This window comes from Paenibacillus allorhizosphaerae, assembly GCF_042659105.1.
Taxonomy (GTDB): domain Bacteria; phylum Bacillota; class Bacilli; order Paenibacillales; family NBRC-103111; genus Paenibacillus_G; species Paenibacillus_G allorhizosphaerae.
In genome coordinates, this window is sequence record NZ_JBHSRV010000004.1 from 182777 (window position 1) to 198447 (window position 15671).

Sequence of the window (15671 nt, forward strand, 5' to 3'; positions counted from 1 at the left end):
CTCCCTTCACTGCCATCGGAATGCTAATCCGTCTGACCGGTACGCAATAAATTGGTGGTCACCTCTACGCGAAATTTCGCTTTCGGATACATCTCACGCCACTTCTCGATCGTCATACCGGAATGTCTTACGCTGGCGCGGTATTTATTTCCGAACCCTACCGGATCCACAGCCAGTTTCTGCGTCTTTTGCAGCAGCTTCTCGATCGAGCTCTTGATCGCCTTGTTCACTTCCCGCTCGATTTGCTTGATGTGGTTCCGGTTCCGCAAATCGACAGGCACCGAAATCTCAAGCAAGCGTGCTTTGATCTTCACCTTGACGAGAAACGACGGCTGGTCCGAATCCAGGACATTGATATTCGTCTTGCTGTGAATGGAATCGAGCGTAAGATACGTGCGCTCCTTTTTCTCCAGCTGCCTGTCCTGGCTTACGATGGCTTCCTGCGGCAGCGTAAGTTCGAAGAATCCCGTCGTATACCGCTTTTTCAGCAGGCGCAAATACAATACTTCTTTCAGCGGAATTGTTCCCGCCATCTTATCGCCGCGGAACAGCGCCGCCCCCTGAAGCCGGATTTCATTTTTTTGCTGGACGATATATGGAAGTGACGCATCTTGGCCCGGGGAATCGAGATCCCGGACAAATTCATGAAGCATGGAAGAAATCGTTTGTTCGCTCTCCATGTTTTGCTTGATGGTCTGAAACAAATATTCACCCACATTGCTGATCTCCGGGTATCGCCTTGTAAGGATATCGAAGGTGGGCTGCTGCGATACGGCCAAATATACGACCGATCCGATGTCCGGGTCGCGGGTGAACGTGTCGACGATGCTGCTCAGCCCTTTTTTCGCCATGTCCTCGTGCAGCAGCAGAACGCGAAGCTGTCCGGACACCAGCATCTTTCGCGATTCGACGTTATTGTTCATGCGTACGCCCTTCACGGTGTATGCGGTGGAGGAGATGACGTTGGACCGCTCCTTCGCTTCCGGGTCGATCTCGTATAAAACCGATGTGCCCTTTATTTGATCCCCCGGCGCTAGATCGAGCCCGGCTGCGATGACAAGCCCCAATCGTTCGAGCACCTTGGTATGCAGGCAGCCTACCGTAAGCGCAGCCGTCAAGAAGAGCAACGCAGCGGTGCGCATGGCTTTATTTTTTCTCATGCCGCGCTCGCCCCCGCTTTCTTCACCCTGCCTCTTTTTACTTTGACCAGGACATAGAGCAAAACGGGATACAGGAACACAAGAACGGCGCCGGTATACCGCATCACCTGGTACAGCAAGACCATATTTTGTTTCCCCGGCAATAAATATATCATGATTACCAGCGCGAGGCAGCACCCATATAGAACGTACTGTTGTTTCATGCCGAACACCGAGCGGAATCCCCGGGTACTGGACCATAAATAGAGCAAGCAATTCGGCAGTATCAGCATCAACCAGTACGCGGCGGCGACAACCTCGAACCGTTCGAGAAAAGGAAACTGGGCGACTTTGAACCATGTATAGGTCGGCCACAGCGTATCGACGAGCTGCTTTCCGCTGTAAAACAAGATGGCGCACACGAGCGAGACGACGTAAGTAAACACGGTGAATAGAACCGCAAGCTGCGTAAACTTGTGAATGTTTCGCTTGTCTTGCACAAACGGATAAAGAAAATATACCAGTTCCATCCCGAGCATCAGATAGGTGGATTGGTATACGCCGTCCCATATTTGCCTGGAATTCGCTTCCAACACGGGCAGCAGATTGTCCACGCTCGCGAATTTCAAAGGAAAATACAGGAGAAAAAACAGCCATAAGGAAAGGGTGAACGCAACCGCCGCAAAACCGGCTATCGCGTTGATGCCGGCAAAAATCCCGTAAATAAACAGGAGACACAGCAATCCGGCGAACAGCCAGCCCTGAAGATCCGGAAACAGCCAAGTCTGTACAACCTCCGCATAGGAATGCACGATCGTTAAGCACATCAGAAATAAATACACGGCATAAACCAAGTTCGGAAGCTTGGCCAGCCAACGGCCGTATACTTCCTCATGAATGGCGTACAAATCTTTCGTACCGTAATAACCGGCGGTTTTGGCAATAAAAAAAGCGGCGGCCATCGAGAGCGGGGCCATCAGCAGCAAACATATCCAAGCATCGTGACCTGCCGCCTTATAAAGCATGCGTTGAAAACTTTGCGACGGTTCCGCAAGCTGCGTTCCGGAAACGGCGAAAAACACCGTATAGGCGTTCATCAGCTTAACGCTTCGAAAGGCCTTCATTGTCACGTGCGATCACCTGCCGGTTCCTCAAAGATGTCCTGGGTCGTACGTTTTTGCCAAGCGCGCTTACTTTTCTTCATCATGCCAAGATTCATCGGATACAGCGGGTACATGTAAGAATGGCCGATCGTGGAAAGGCGCAGCAGATGAAGAATCAGGAAGCTCACCCCTATCATGATGCCGACCGCGCCGAGCCACCCGGCCAGGAGCAGCATCGGAAACCTCAAAATCCGAATGGCCGCCCCCATTAAGTAAACTGGGGTAATAAAAGACGAGAGCGCCGCCAATGCGACGATAATAATCAAAATATTGCTCGTAAACCCCGCTTGAACGGCGGCTTGCCCGATCACGATACCGCCAACGATACCCATTGTCTGACCGACCTTGGTCGGCAAACGCGCCCCCGCTTCCCTTAGCAGCTCAATAATGAATTCAAGCAGCAGCGCTTCCATCAGCGGCGGAAAAGGTACTTTTGACCGCGACTGCGCAAGCGGAACGAGCATGTTGGACGGAATCAGCTGATAATGGTACGTTAATGCCGCGACATACATCGGCGTAAAAAAAACGGATATAAAAATGGCCAGGGTCCGCAGCAGGCGAAGAAACATCGCCATGTTCCTGCGCAAGTAATCGTCCTCGGCCGACTTGAAAAAATCAAAGAAAGGAGAAGGCGAGATGAGCGCCGAGGGGGTGCCGTCCATCATGACGACCAGCTTTCCCCCCGTTAAATTTAAGATGACCCGGTCGAGCCGCTCGCTCGGAACCATCTGGGGAAACAGCGAGCGCGGGTCATCGTCGATCGATTGCAGCAGCATCGAAGTATCGGTAATCCCGTCCTCATTAACCTTCGAGAGCCGCTCCTTCAAAAGCTTCACGTCGGCTTCCCGCGCCTTCCCTTCCATATAAAGCAGCTGCACCTCGGTACGGGTGTGCTCGCCAATCCGGAATGTTTCGAAACGAAGGTTCGGATCGGGCAAATATTGCCGCAGCAGTGCTCTATTGGTCTCCAGCGATTCCGTGAAGGCGATCTGCGGGCCCATAATTTGCGACTCCACTTCCGGCTTCGACGGACTGCGCTGAATCGATTTGCGGGTATTGAACAAATAGCCATCCGGTTCATGAATCCCGTACACATAAGTCCAGCCTGCAATCAAGTGCTCGATAATGGCGGACCGTTGCTTCACCGGGCCTTGCTGTTCGAGCGGAATATGGTGAATCAACGCCTCCAGCGGAAGGTCGGATTGCAGCAGTTCCTGCAGCGGCTCGGTGATGTGCCTCCGAATCAGCTTCAAATCGGTCAGCTCTTCGAAATAGATAAGAACGAGCTCTCCCTGCATACGGGGTAAGGAGATCGTTTTGATCTGGCCATGCCGCTCCAGCGCGGAATACAAGGAGGACGATATCGAGTTATGCTGATCCGGCACGGTTGACCCCCCACTGCGATACAAGTCGTTTAGTAGGTTTTCCCTTGAAAGTACAATTTATTCCACTGCCGCAGCCGACTTCCCCCGCTGGATGTCCGTATTTTCTTGCGCCGTTTTACCGCAGTTTCTTTTCACCAAGGGGTAAACGCCCTCATATGATACAGTAGTTCGTTTGCATGTTCCAGGCATTAGAGAAGCTGCATGACGGCAAGTCGGTGCTGGGAAGGAGTTTCGCATGAAAAGAACAAAGGTCAGGTTGCAAATACAAAGCGCCGGTAAATTTTCCGACGGCTCCACGATCTTGATCAGCGAAGCCATTATAAAAAAATGGAAAATTCCGCTTCATCAGTCATTACAGCTTCGTTTCGGATCGGGCCGTCAGGAAGTGAACGTGGTACCTTTGTCGCAAGCCGGCACAATGCGGATCGGCGATGCGCTCGCCTCCAAATGGGGGCTGTCGCAAGGCAACCAGTTGTGTCTTCAATACAAATCCGGGTCCCGCACAATCATGATCGGCCCGCTCCTTTGCGTCATGGTCAGCCGTGTGTACGACCAGGCACCCGACAAACCATTCGGCGCCAATACCGCGTTTTGCCGGGAATTGACCGATGCTTCCAACGGAGCGGGAGCGGTCGTCTACTTCAGTACGCCGGACGATCTCCAGGGCGGCGATACCGTTCGCGGGTGGCGCTACACGAACAAATGGGAAAGAACGGCGTTTCCCCTTCCGAATGTCATCTATAACCGCTTGACTTCCCGGAAGCTAGACAATCGGTCGAGCGTACAGCAGTTTGTAGCCAACGCCAAATCGCGGAACCAGGCTATATTTTTCAATGAAAAGTATTTAAACAAAACGGAAGTGTTTGACGCGCTGCGCAATGAATCAGGACTGCACATTTATCTTCCGGAATCGTATTTGCTGCGCAATTTTCAGCAATTGAAGTCGATGTGCACGAAATATTCGGTCGTCTTTCTCAAGCCGATTACCGGCAGTCTGGGCAAGGGCATTATCCGCATCCGCCGCAGACCGGACGGAACGTACATGACGCATACGACGAACCTGGGGGGTGCGCGCAAGCAATCGTTCCCTACGATCACCGCTTTGTTCCACTCCATCTCCGGCAAAGTGAAAGCGCAACGCCACCAGATTCAGAAAGGGCTCGATCTGATTACGGTGAACGGCCGTCCCGTTGATTTCCGGGCACTCGTACAGCGGGGAGAGGACGGACAATGGGACGTTACATCGATTGTGGCCCGTATCGCCGGGAATGATCACTTCGTATCCAATCTGGCGCGCGGCGGCACGCTTAGTTCCGTCAAAGAAGCGCTCGCCCGATCAGGCAGCTCGCGAGACGGTCATGCGAAGCTGAAACGCGCGGCGTTGCAAATTGCCAAAGGGATCGAGACGCATGTCTCCGGACATTTCGCCGAGCTCGGCATCGATCTCGCTTTCGATACGCAAGGGCGCGTGTGGCTGATCGAAGTGAACTCCAAGCCTTCGAAAGAAGAGAATACACCGCTGGCCCCGGACCGGAAAATCCGTCCTTCGGTGAGACGGCTGGTGCAGTACGTACGATTCGCTTCAAAGTTTTAACGCTGCGGCGGGATGGCTTCATCCGGCCGAATGGAGGTGAGGCGTATGATGATGCCATACGGGCACCGTACCCTCCACAATACGATAGGCATCATGACGACGCAAACAGGGGATCACCCCCCTTTTTTGAACCGCAACTTTTATCGCAGATTGTGCTTGATTGGGCGCCGTTTCGGATTGAACGTATTCGTCTTTACGTCCCAGGGCATCGATTGGTCGGCGAGCCAGGTTACCGGCTATAGTTACGATCCGCAATCGCGCCAATGGATTTCTCAGCCCTGCCCGCTGCCGCTCATCGTATATGATCGATGCTTCTTTAGCTCGAAGCGGCAGTATGCCGAATACCGTTCCGTGCTGAGCCGGTTGAAGGAACATCCGTCTGCACGGCTGCTGGGCAACGGCCTAAAAGGCAAGTGGACCGTCCAGCAATTGCTGCTATCGGACGGCCGGTTCGACCGGCATTTGCCTCACACCGAAGTACTGCGCAGCATGCGCACGCTGACCGCCTGGCTGCAGGAGCGCCGCGAGGCGATCTTGAAGCCGCAGGGCGGCTCGCAAGGGCGCGGCGTGCTGCACGTACGCCGCGCAGGCGCCGATGCGCGGGAAGGCGCGGCCTCATTCACCGTGCGTGGACGCGACGCCCGTAATCACAGCATTGAGCACCGCTTCGCCGATGCAGGAGCGATGCTGCGTTGGCTGCGCCGCTTCGTGGGGCAGCGCAACTACTTGCTGCAGCAGTATTTGCCGCTGCAGTCCAGGAGCGGCACCGCCTACGACGTGCGCGCTCTGGCGCAAAAAAACGGCGCCGGCCGGTGGCAGTTGACCGGCATGGCCGTTCGGCGAGGTCAGGAAGGGAGCCTGACCTCGAACCTTAGCGGCGGCGGCACCGTAGAGCCCGCCGCCGACTTCCTTGCCCGCGAATTCGGGCGTGCTCGCGCTTCGGAGCTGATCGACGAACTGACGCAGCTCTCGGCCGATCTCCCCCAAGCGCTCGAATCCCGACACGGGCGGCTCGTCGAGCTCGGCATCGATTTCGGTGTCGACAGCGACGGAAATATTTGGATTCTCGAACTGAATTCCAAACCCGGCCGTTCCATCTTTACTTATTTACACGATGATCAGGCAAGACTCGATGCCGCTGCGAATCCGTTACGGTATGCACGCTATTTGCTAAAGCAGTCCGTTCCCGCCGAAGCGGAGTCGCGCGGTCGGTCGCAGCCTTTTATTAAAGCCAATATAGATTCGTAATACTTGCGAAGGGCAAAACTCTTAGGAGGTTCAAGATGAGCTTGACAACTTGCACGATTCATGTCACCCCGCGGCAGGAAAGAGCTCTTTACGTAACAAGCGAATTGGCAAAATCCCTTAAAATATCAAAAACCAGACACGTGACCTTGAAGCTCGGCAGCAAGAGTGTCGCCTTGGGACTGAAGCTGCTGAAAAAGAGCGGCAATCATGTGTATTTGCCCGGGCCCGTATACACTCAGCTCCGCATTCCGAGAGTTGGAACCAGCCTGATCCTCTGCAACGACGGCAAAGAAATCCGGCTAGGTCCGATGATCGGAATACTCACGAGCGTTACAAGCAGCAGCTCGGCGCCGTTCGGCTCACGAACGGAATTTATCCGGCAGTTCATGCGGGTCGGCGCCGATAAAGCGTTCTACTTCGCTTTCTCGCCGAAGGACGTCAACTGGACGCAGGCGACGGTTACGGCGACGATTCCCCGCAGCGAAGGAGGCTGGGTGAAAAAGGTCGTTCCGCTGCCCGACGTCGTGTATAACCGGCTGCCCAGCCGAAGCGCCGAGAAGCTGGCATCGATGAACGCCTTCAAGCAGCGGTTCATACGCAGAGGCATCCCGCTGTTCAACTGGGAATTTTTCGAGAAATGGGATGTATACAATTTGCTTGAAGGAACCAGCGCATCCAAATACGTGCCGGAATCGCGGATCAATCCGTCCGAAGTCCAGTTGAAAGAATTGCTGGAGAAGCACAAGTTCATTTATTTGAAACCGACCGGCGGCAGCCTGGGCATCGGCATTTATCGTCTGACTTACAACCCCAAGCGCGGGTATTACGCCCGCTTCCGGCGCTCTCGCGGCAACGTACTGCTGCGCTTCAGCAAGTTCGATTCGCTGCTCAAGCTGCTCAACCGCCAAAGCCGCAACTTGAGGGGTTACGTGGCGCAGCAGGGCATCCGGTTGATCGAAATCGATAGCTGCCCGATCGATTTTCGTTTTCATATGACGAAGAACGGATCGAATCAGTGGGTCGTTGCCGCGATCGGGGCCAAGAAAGCCGGCAAAGGCAGCGTCACGACGCATGTGCGCACCGGCGGCCAACTGATGACACCGGAGCAGGTGCTGCGGCAAATCTTCGGATCGCGCGCGGAGAGCGTGTTGACTCAGGCGAAAGAATCAGCAATCGAACTTGCGGAAGAGATCGATAAAAACTATCACCATACGCTCGGTGAACTGGGCTTCGATATCGGGATCGATCAAAACGAGCATGTATGGATGTTCGAAGCGAATTCCAAGCCGGGGCGCTCGATCTTCAAGCATCCGGCGTTGAAAGACCAGGGCCGCGCTTCCCTGCAAAACATTTACGACTACTGCCTCTTCCTGAGCCGATTTCGGTCAAGGAGGGATAGTTGAGTGGATGCCATCTTACAGCAGAAGAAGCAGCCCACGCTGGCCATTCTCACTTACGCGGATAAAACGAGAATTTTTCGGGGAGATCAAAAAAATTTTGTCGACCTGATTCGCACGGGGGAGGAACATGACGTACGGGTGTACGTCATGACCACCACCGATTTCAAACTGAGCGGCAATCATGCGGTAGGGTACACTTATAACCCAATGACCAAAAGCTGGGATAAAAAGCTTCAACCGCTCCCTAATATTATTTATAATCGGATTCCTTATCGAAAATTCGAACTGCTGCCTGAAGTACAGCAAATTATTCAGTCATGCATGCGCAACGGTCAAATCCGGTTTTTCAATCCGTCGTTTTTTAACAAATGGACACTGTACGAATGGTTGAATCAATCCAAGCGAACGCAGCCTTACATTCCGGTCACGGAACAGCTGTCGAACGTCAGCGCGCTTGACGATCTGCTCAAAGCGCATGAAACCGTCTATCTCAAGCCGATCCGCGGCAAAGCCGGCAAAGGAATTATGAAAGTCAGCCTGACGGAAAAATCAAAATCGCGCATTTACGAGCTCAGCATCCAGGATAAAACGAAAAGCCATATTTCCCGTTATTCGGATGTCCATAAGCTATGGTCGCAAATCCGCGATTTAACCGACAGTAAGGACTATATCATGCAACAGGGGATTTCCCTTGCAAGCTTCAAGGATAGACCGTTCGACCTGCGTGTTCTCGTGCAAAAAAACGGCAAAGGCGAATGGAGCATCGCCGGGGTCGGTGCGCGGCTGGCGGGAAAAATGAGCATCACGACGCATGTGCCGCGCGGCGGTTCCATCGATGATCCGCTGAAATTGCTGGCCGTTTCCTTCGGCACGCAAGCAAGCAAGCGGATCATAAGCAAAGCCAAGCAAGCCGCGCTTACGATTGCGAGGCAAATTGAAAAAGCCAGCGGTCATACGCTGGGAGAAATGTCCATGGATCTGGGCGTAGACAATGAAAAGAACATTTGGTTTTTCGAGGCGAACTCCAAGCCGATGAAATTCGACGAGCCTCTTATCCGCAAAAAGTCGCTCGAAAACCTGATCCGATACAGTCTTTTTTTATCGAACATGAAGCATAAAAGTCTCGCTAAGAAATCGGCTGTAGTCAAAAAAAGAGCGGCCCGTCACTCGAAGAAACCAGCGAGGTAGGCAGGTGAAATTCCATGAGCTACAAAGTCGGTATCCTTGCCATGTACTTGACGGGACGAAAGTTGGAGGAAGTATCTTACTTTCGGAAGCTGAGTGTCACGGGCCGGAAGATGGGCATTGAGGTGCTCGTCTTCACCCCGGACGACGTGGTCGATTCGGGTGAACGGGTGCTTGCGTTAAGCTATAACCCCGAGCAAAAGTCATGGGTTCGAAAAAAAGTCAGCTTTCCGCCGATCATCTACGACCGATGCCGGTATCACGGAACGAACAATTACCAAAAGCTGATGCGATTCCGCACTACCTATTCGAAGCTTCATTTCATGAGCCGGCCGCTCGCCAACAAGTGGAAGATGCATCAAATTTTATCCGAGGAAGACCGCATCGCATCGCACCTTCCTTCGACGGTTCGTTACCAGGGCACAGAAGAGCTAAAATCGTTTTTGAAAAGGCATAGCGTCGTATTCCTGAAGCCAAGCAACGGTACCGGAGGACGCGGCATCTTGAGGCTGCTGCGCACGAAGGACAGCGAGGTATGCCTCATGCAGGGACGCGATCCGAACCGCCGCATCCTTCCCATACAGCATATTCATGTAGACCGGCTGCACGACAAATTGCAAAGTTGGAAAATCGCGGACCGATATATCATGCAGCAGGGCATCCCGCTTCAACTGCCGGACGGCCGGGTCCACGATTACCGCATGCTGGTGCAGAAGGACGGCGCCGGCAAATGGCAAGTAACCGGCTGCGCCGGACGGATCGGTCCCAGCAAATCGGTCACTTCCAACTTGCACGGAGGGGGGACGGCCATTGCGATGGAAGTGCTGCTGCGCAAACGGTTCGGCTCCTCGGACAAAGTGGAGGAAATTCGAAGAACCGCTTACGCCCTCGGACTGAACACAGTAAAGCATCTAGAAAGCAAATTTGGAAAAATCATCGAGGTCGGGATCGACCTAGCCGTAGACCCCAAAGGGAATGTATGGCTGCTTGAGGTGAATCCGAAGCCTTCCCGGGAAGTATTTCACCGGATCGGCGACAGCCAGACGTATCAAAAAGCGATCCGCAGGCCGCTCGAGTATGCCTTGTGGCTTCTCAAGCAAAAGAGCCCGAATTCCGAACAAAAAGCAGACCCGTAAAAGCGGTTCCCGGCGAAGCGCATTTGATAGATAAAAAGCGGCAGCGAGTTCGCCACTCGCTGCCGCTTTCGTCTTATGACTCGATCAAGTCCAACAACTGTTCGAAACGCGAGATCCTCGCATCCGCTTTATCCAACTCGGCGCTCTTTCCGAAACCGGCATAATCGCAGCCGACGGTAAACAGACCGTTGCAATGCCCCGCTTCGACGTCCGACGACCGGTCTCCGACCATCCAGGCATCCGCTACCCCGTGCGTTTCCAGCAGCCGCTTAACCAAATCGACTTTCGAACGGGTTTGGTATTGCCCCGCACTATACAAGCCCTCCGTCTCGAATAACGGCTCCAGCCCCTGGGTACGAATAACGCCTTTTACATACGGTTCCAGCCCGTTGCTTGCCACAAACAGCCGCATTCCCCGATCTCGGAGCGCCTTCAGCGTACCGGCCACCCCATCGTACAATGTTCCCTCGCCTCGGGCCAGCCCTTCGATCTGATAGGCCGTCAACAGCTCGTCCGCTCTGCGATGAACCGATTCGTCTACTTCGGGCATCACTTCGTGCCATATATGCTTCAGCACCATGCCGAGCGCCCCTAATATATGCCGCTCCGGCGGCGTTTCTCCGGTATATCGCCCTTCGGCGCGAAGCTGCGCAAAAGTCGCATGATATGCAGGCAGCAGCAACGTCTCGGTCTGAAACAGCGTGCCGTCCAAGTCGAAGATCAGCGCCTCCGGCTTTCGTTTCGTCCCAAACATTTCGTTCCCCCCTAATTCGCGGATGTCACGTTATACTAAAGCATGAGTCGCAGCGGATTGTCAATGACCGGGCCGGCATACGCTTACGTGTTGTACATCGATATTTTCCAGATCGGGACCCGGAATATCAGCAGCAGCGCAACGATGATGAACGCCGAAACGACATAAGCGGTTCCCGGTTTTCTGCAGTGCAGCAGCAGCATCGGAAACATCATCAGATCAAAGCCGAGCGACCACCACCACCCCCATCCGTGGGCATACACGATGCGGCCTGACCATGCATAGATGGCTTCCATCAATGCGTAAATGCCGACCCATTTCATATATCGCAGCATTTGCCCCTTCTTGCTTTCCGGAAAGTCCGCCAAAAATTGCATAACCGTACACGGAAAAACAATGAACGTGTAAAGCAGTTCCGTAATGGCCGGAATGAGGTGAAGATCGGGAACAAACGACCATAATAAGTAGCCGGACGTTAAAAAGAAATACAGCAAATTGCCGGCAATCATGTACAAAACGGTCGAATGAAACCGACTTGCCTGCTTCCAGGCCCTGCTTCGAAACAGGGCAATAAGCGACACGGCGGCTATGAAGATATGAATGCCAATCCCCCCTTACTCTTTCGATTGTTTCTGCATCTCATCCTCATATTTCTAATATTTACATTTTTTTGGTAAATAATTAAAATTTTATTAAATTTTATCTCGCCCGGAACGAAAAAATCCACCCCTCCGTGCGCATCTGCACGAGGAATGGACTTTTTCATCGACACACTTTATGAAAGAGGCGGTGCTTCCATCCTGGAGTGCGACAAGTTTTCGTAAAAGTTGGCATTCGTTGCAGACATATAAGGAATCAGCCAGAGTAGCCCGATCCCCAGCGTAAGCACGCACAACAGAGCCCAACCGATAAAACTGAGGGAAAGCAGGAAATAGCGCCACTTATGCCCGTACATCATCTGCTTGCTCCGTTCGATGGCTTCCATCGCCGTGAGCTCCGGATGGTCGTGCATAATGTAGAAGGCCATAGAATACCGTAAGCCGGCAATAATCCCGGGGACGATCAAGAGCAGCGTCCAGAGAAATACAAATACGGCGCTTAGCAGATACAGCAAGAAAGACGGCACAAATCGGGTAAAACCCGAGAAAACATCCTGTATTTCGTTTGGTTCCCGACGAACGAGTCGAAGGAAAAATACGACCACTCCGAGTGCCAGCGGTCCGGCAACGATAAAATTAATGACATCGCCAACTTTCGGAATTTGAGTAATCAAGCTGGTAGCGATGATGATAATGAGCGTTACGACAATCGCTTTGCCCCAGCTGCCTTTCAACTGCTGAAGCGCTCTTAGTTTCAACTCGCCCCGGCTAAGTATCGGTTCCGTTTCCACTACTTCAATTCCTCCAATCTATCGCGGGTTCACCGGTTAAAATACTTTTTTGGCGCCCTGTTCCGACTTCAATATTTCCACCGCTTCGCGAAAACGCAGCGAATGGATGATCTCCCGCTCACGCAAAAACTTTAATCCGTCCTGCAAATCGACATCGTCGGTCATATCGATGAGCCATTGATAGGTTGCTCTTGCTTTTTCTTCAGCTGCAATATCTTCATACAAATCGGCAATCGGGTCTCCTTTGGCTTGTATGTAAGCGGCTGTCCACGGCACTCCCGAAGCGTTCTGATAAAACAGCGCCCGGTCATGGGCGACATAATGATCTGCCAGTCCCGCTTCCTTCAACTGCTCCACCGTCGCATCCTTGGTCAGTTTGTACACCATGGTGGCGATCATTTCCAAATGGGCAAATTCTTCCGTGCCGATATCTGTAAGTAATCCGATCACTTTATCCGGAATAGAATAACGCTGGTTCAAATACCGCAGCGCGGCTGCAAGCTCCCCGTCCGCGCCGCCGTACTGCTCAAGCAGCAACCTGGCCATCCTGGGGTCGCATTTGCTGACGCGTACAGGATATTGCAGCTTTTTTTCATAAATCCACATGCGACTGCTCCTCTCCCGATTTTACAAGCCGGCTACACTTGCCAAGGCCAAGGTGTCTCCGTCCACTGCCACGGATGCTTCGAAAAGCTGTGCCCGAAAGCCATTAACGGTCCGAATTCCATCTCGAACTGATGAGCCAAATGCATGCGCTTCTGCGCGCATTGGTTGTACTGCTGGATGGCTCCGCCGTCGAGCGGATGCGTATCGAGGTACAGATTCAGTTCCACGAGTACAAAATCAACGGCTTGCAGCTCCTCCAGCATAGCGTAGTAGTGCTCCGGAAACTGATTCTCCTTCATGCGGCTGCTCCTCTCATTCACGTGTTTTTCGGTTCATACGGACTGTATAAGGCCGGCCACAGCGTTCCGTGCCGCAATGCCTCGTGCGGGGAAAACTGGGGCAAATTCATCGGCTGAAACGGGATGTACAGCTGCGGGGGAGTGGAGAACGTTTTTTCCAGAATCGGCGGACAAGGATCAAACGGCCCCACAAAGGGGTACCATACCTTAACTTGTTCCATAATCGCGGCGAGCCTCCTTCAGATGTGCTACCACTATGTATAGAGGGACGGCTTGTCCGTTATGTGCACAATGTTGAAGCGCCGTTCGGCCACGCCAACGCCAAAAAGGACCGTTCGATGAACGGTCCGTTTCATTCGTATTCTGTAAGTGCGGTCAGTGGATGTCCTTCTTCTTGAAGCGGCCGCCCTTCACATCGTGGATGTTGCCTACGGCGAGAAACGCCGCCGGATCGAGCTCCTCGACGATCGACTTCATCTTGGCCTCCTCGAGCCGGGTGATGACGCAGAAGATGACCCTCTTGCTGCCGCCGGTAAAGGCGCCTTCGCCTTGCAAATAAGTAACGCCGCGGCCGAGCCGCTGCATGATCGCTTCGCCGATGTCGCGGCTGTTGTCGCTGATGATCCACACCGATTTCGACTCGTCAAAGCCTTCTATGGTCAAATCGATCATTTTAAAAGCGATATAATACGCAATTAACGAGTACATGGCGTGATCCCAGCCAAACACAAACCCTGCGCTGGCTAGAATGAATAAATTGAAGAACATGACGACTTCGCCGACGGAAAACGGCGACTGCTTGTTGAACAAAATCGCCACGATCTCCGTACCGTCAAGCGATCCGCCGGAGCGGATGACCATCCCTACGCCAACGCCCAAAATAATGCCGCCGAATACGGCCGCGAGCAGCGGATCGATCGTAAGCGGCTTTACGGGGTGCAACAGATAGGTGCCGATGGACATGACCGTCACGGCGAATAACGTGGAGAGCGCGAACGTTTTGCCGATCTGCTTGTAGCCGATAAACAGAAACGGCAGGTTGAACAGGAGCAGAAAAATACTGATCGGCAGCCCCGATAAGTGTCCGGTGATGATGGAGATCCCTACGATGCCACCATCGATTATGTTGTTGGGCACGAGAAAGATTTCAAGTCCGACAGATACGAAAGCAGCACCGATGAATAAAAAAATGGAACGACGAATTAATTTGAGAAGCGATAATTTGGAGTGCTGCTTGATTTGCGGAATTCCTGCGTTCATACCATTCCCCCTTGTAAGATTGGAGCATCGGCTAACCGACGCTCTTCCTTCCCATCAATTCATGCTAAAGCTTTATATTGATCGTTAACAGGCCTACTTTGCGCAGCGCCTGATAGACGATAATCAATACCGGTCCGAGGAACAAGCCGACGACCCCGATGAGCTGAAAACCGACATACATGCTGACCAACGCGGCCAGGGCGTTGATCCCGACCGCATCGCCGATAATTTTCGGTTCGATGAGCCGGCGGAAAATCATGATCACGAGCAGCAAGACGAGCAGCCCGATGCCCAGATGCATATTCCCGGCGAGAATGCTGTAAGTGGCCCAAGGAATCAATACCGCGCTCGTCCCGAGCACCGGTAGAATGTCCACGATGATGATCAACAGCGCGATGGCGAGCGGGTATTCGACGCGCAAGACAAGCAGGCCGACCAGCGTGACGAGATAAGTAAGCAGGCTGATCATCAGCTGTGCGATCAGAAAGCCCAGGATGGCGCGTCGCAGGTTGTTCAGCACCGTCATGACTTTATCCCGGGACTGTTTGTCGAACAGCATCAGAAACGACTTGTGAAGCTGCGGCAAACTGAACGAAATCAGGTAAAGGCCGATGACGAATACGACGAAAAAAACGAACAGACTCGGAATGGTCTTGGCCACGCTTACAAAGTAACCGGAGATCGCCGCGACGATGCTGTTAATGTTGTCCGTCAACATACCGACACCCGACTCCAGCCATTTTTGCATTTGTTCGGCCATCCCGTCGGGAAGCGTTTCGTAGAACAGCTGTGTCTTTGCCGTCGCATCCTCGAAAAACAGCCTTGCTTCATTGACATAATCCGGGGCGTCTTTCCAGAATTGAATCAGCTCGGAGATCATCTTGAAGCCGACCAAATAAACGAACCCGAGCAGCAGTCCGGTGAACAGCGTACAAGCCGTAGCGGCCGCCGTCATGCGACCCATCCGAAAGTAGCGGATCAACGCTTGGATGACAGGCTCCAGCAAAATCGCGATCAGCATGGCTAGCAAAAACGGAAAACCGGTCGTAAATAATCCGTACAGCAGCACGATGCCTAGAGCGCAAAATACGATCGTTCTGAGCGACATGAAG

Annotated in this window: 16 protein-coding genes; 5 read left to right on the forward strand and 11 right to left on the reverse strand. The window is 53.1% G+C overall.

Features of this window, described 5'->3' with window-relative positions:
• Window positions 1–23 precede the first annotated feature (23 nt).
• The 3 genes from ACFQI7_RS17160 to ACFQI7_RS17170 are packed head-to-tail and all read right to left on the reverse strand — an operon-like array spanning window position 24 to window position 3687.
• Window positions 24–1160, reverse strand: a complete 1137-nt coding sequence (locus ACFQI7_RS17160; RefSeq protein ID WP_218098064.1) for a Ger(x)C family spore germination protein — start codon at window positions 1158–1160, stop codon at window positions 24–26.
• On the reverse strand, window positions 1157–2263 hold the full coding sequence (locus ACFQI7_RS17165) for a GerAB/ArcD/ProY family transporter (RefSeq protein WP_218098065.1): 1107 nt from the start codon (window positions 2261–2263) through the stop codon (window positions 1157–1159). Before ACFQI7_RS17165 ends, ACFQI7_RS17160 begins: the two co-directional genes overlap by 4 nt.
• A 2-nt stretch (window positions 2264–2265) precedes the next feature.
• Window positions 2266–3687: a spore germination protein gene (locus tag ACFQI7_RS17170; protein ID WP_230414760.1), complete on the reverse strand. Its 1422-nt coding sequence runs from the start codon at window positions 3685–3687 to the stop codon at window positions 2266–2268.
• A 235-nt stretch (window positions 3688–3922) separates the two neighbouring features.
• On the opposite strand from ACFQI7_RS17170, the gene ACFQI7_RS17175 reads away from it, so the two are divergent.
• Genes ACFQI7_RS17175 through ACFQI7_RS17195 form a run of 5 tightly spaced genes read left to right on the forward strand, consistent with a single transcriptional unit; the run spans window position 3923 to window position 10250 of the window.
• Window positions 3923–5281: a YheC/YheD family endospore coat-associated protein gene (locus ACFQI7_RS17175; protein ID WP_218098066.1), complete on the forward strand. Its 1359-nt coding sequence runs from the start codon at window positions 3923–3925 to the stop codon at window positions 5279–5281.
• Window positions 5282–5326: 45 nt separating this feature from the next.
• Complete coding sequence (locus ACFQI7_RS17180; protein ID WP_230414762.1) at window positions 5327–6529, forward strand: YheC/YheD family endospore coat-associated protein; 1203 nt, start codon at window positions 5327–5329, stop codon at window positions 6527–6529.
• A 35-nt stretch (window positions 6530–6564) separates the two neighbouring features.
• Window positions 6565–7932 (forward strand): YheC/YheD family endospore coat-associated protein, encoded by a 1368-nt coding sequence (locus ACFQI7_RS17185; RefSeq protein ID WP_218098067.1) that lies wholly within the window; start codon window positions 6565–6567, stop codon window positions 7930–7932.
• Window positions 7933–9117: a YheC/YheD family endospore coat-associated protein gene (locus ACFQI7_RS17190; RefSeq protein ID WP_218098068.1), complete on the forward strand. Its 1185-nt coding sequence runs from the start codon at window positions 7933–7935 to the stop codon at window positions 9115–9117.
• Window positions 9118–9131: 14 nt separating this feature from the next.
• On the forward strand, window positions 9132–10250 hold the full coding sequence (locus tag ACFQI7_RS17195; RefSeq protein WP_218098069.1) for a YheC/YheD family endospore coat-associated protein: 1119 nt from the start codon (window positions 9132–9134) through the stop codon (window positions 10248–10250).
• 73 nt (window positions 10251–10323) lie between these two features.
• Here ACFQI7_RS17195 and ACFQI7_RS17200 read toward each other — a convergent pair whose 3' ends face one another.
• The 8 genes from ACFQI7_RS17200 to ytvI form a co-directional block, all read right to left on the reverse strand.
• Entirely contained in the window at window positions 10324–11004 is a 681-nt protein-coding gene (locus tag ACFQI7_RS17200) for an HAD family hydrolase (RefSeq protein WP_218098070.1), read from the reverse strand.
• A gap of 83 nt (window positions 11005–11087) precedes the next feature.
• A complete protein-coding gene (locus ACFQI7_RS17205; protein ID WP_329958212.1) occupies window positions 11088–11585 on the reverse strand; it encodes a CBO0543 family protein in 498 nt (165 codons plus the stop codon).
• A gap of 194 nt (window positions 11586–11779) precedes the next feature.
• Window positions 11780–12394: a DUF975 family protein gene (locus ACFQI7_RS17210; protein ID WP_230414764.1), complete on the reverse strand. Its 615-nt coding sequence runs from the start codon at window positions 12392–12394 to the stop codon at window positions 11780–11782.
• A gap of 36 nt (window positions 12395–12430) precedes the next feature.
• The gene (locus ACFQI7_RS17215; RefSeq protein ID WP_218098072.1) at window positions 12431–13000 is read right to left on the reverse strand and encodes a manganese catalase family protein; all 570 of its coding nucleotides are present in this window, start codon (window positions 12998–13000) and stop codon (window positions 12431–12433) included.
• A 32-nt stretch (window positions 13001–13032) separates the two neighbouring features.
• On the reverse strand, window positions 13033–13299 hold the full coding sequence (locus ACFQI7_RS17220; RefSeq protein ID WP_218098073.1) for a spore coat protein CotJB: 267 nt from the start codon (window positions 13297–13299) through the stop codon (window positions 13033–13035).
• 17 nt (window positions 13300–13316) lie between these two features.
• Window positions 13317–13520 (reverse strand): spore coat associated protein CotJA, encoded by a 204-nt coding sequence (locus ACFQI7_RS17225; RefSeq protein ID WP_218098074.1) that lies wholly within the window; start codon window positions 13518–13520, stop codon window positions 13317–13319.
• 154 nt (window positions 13521–13674) lie between these two features.
• Window positions 13675–14559: a YitT family protein gene (locus ACFQI7_RS17230; RefSeq protein ID WP_218098075.1), complete on the reverse strand. Its 885-nt coding sequence runs from the start codon at window positions 14557–14559 to the stop codon at window positions 13675–13677.
• 64 nt (window positions 14560–14623) lie between these two features.
• Window positions 14624–15667, reverse strand: coding sequence for a sporulation integral membrane protein YtvI (ytvI, locus tag ACFQI7_RS17235; protein ID WP_218098076.1), 1044 nt, complete (start codon window positions 15665–15667; stop codon window positions 14624–14626).
• Window positions 15668–15671: the final 4 nt, after the last annotated feature.

Excerpts from the sequence above, each read along its gene's own strand:
- ACFQI7_RS17160 (WP_218098064.1), bottom strand. The coding sequence starts at position 1,160 with ATGAGAAAAAATAAAGCCATGCGCACCGCTGCGTTGCTCTTCTTGACG.
- ACFQI7_RS17165 (WP_218098065.1), bottom strand. The coding sequence starts at position 2,263 with ATGAAGGCCTTTCGAAGCGTTAAGCTGATGAACGCCTATACGGTGTTT.
- ACFQI7_RS17175 (WP_218098066.1), top strand. The coding sequence starts at position 3,923 with ATGAAAAGAACAAAGGTCAGGTTGCAAATACAAAGCGCCGGTAAATTT.
- ACFQI7_RS17180 (WP_230414762.1), top strand. The coding sequence starts at position 5,327 with ATGATGATGCCATACGGGCACCGTACCCTCCACAATACGATAGGCATC.
- ACFQI7_RS17185 (WP_218098067.1), top strand. The coding sequence starts at position 6,565 with ATGAGCTTGACAACTTGCACGATTCATGTCACCCCGCGGCAGGAAAGA.
- ACFQI7_RS17195 (WP_218098069.1), top strand. The coding sequence starts at position 9,132 with ATGAGCTACAAAGTCGGTATCCTTGCCATGTACTTGACGGGACGAAAG.
- ACFQI7_RS17200 (WP_218098070.1), bottom strand. The coding sequence starts at position 11,004 with ATGTTTGGGACGAAACGAAAGCCGGAGGCGCTGATCTTCGACTTGGAC.
- ACFQI7_RS17215 (WP_218098072.1), bottom strand. The coding sequence starts at position 13,000 with ATGTGGATTTATGAAAAAAAGCTGCAATATCCTGTACGCGTCAGCAAA.
- ACFQI7_RS17220 (WP_218098073.1), bottom strand. The coding sequence starts at position 13,299 with ATGAAGGAGAATCAGTTTCCGGAGCACTACTACGCTATGCTGGAGGAG.
- ACFQI7_RS17225 (WP_218098074.1), bottom strand. The coding sequence starts at position 13,520 with ATGGAACAAGTTAAGGTATGGTACCCCTTTGTGGGGCCGTTTGATCCT.
- ACFQI7_RS17230 (WP_218098075.1), bottom strand. The coding sequence starts at position 14,559 with ATGAACGCAGGAATTCCGCAAATCAAGCAGCACTCCAAATTATCGCTT.
- ytvI (WP_218098076.1), bottom strand. The coding sequence starts at position 15,667 with ATGTCGCTCAGAACGATCGTATTTTGCGCTCTAGGCATCGTGCTGCTG.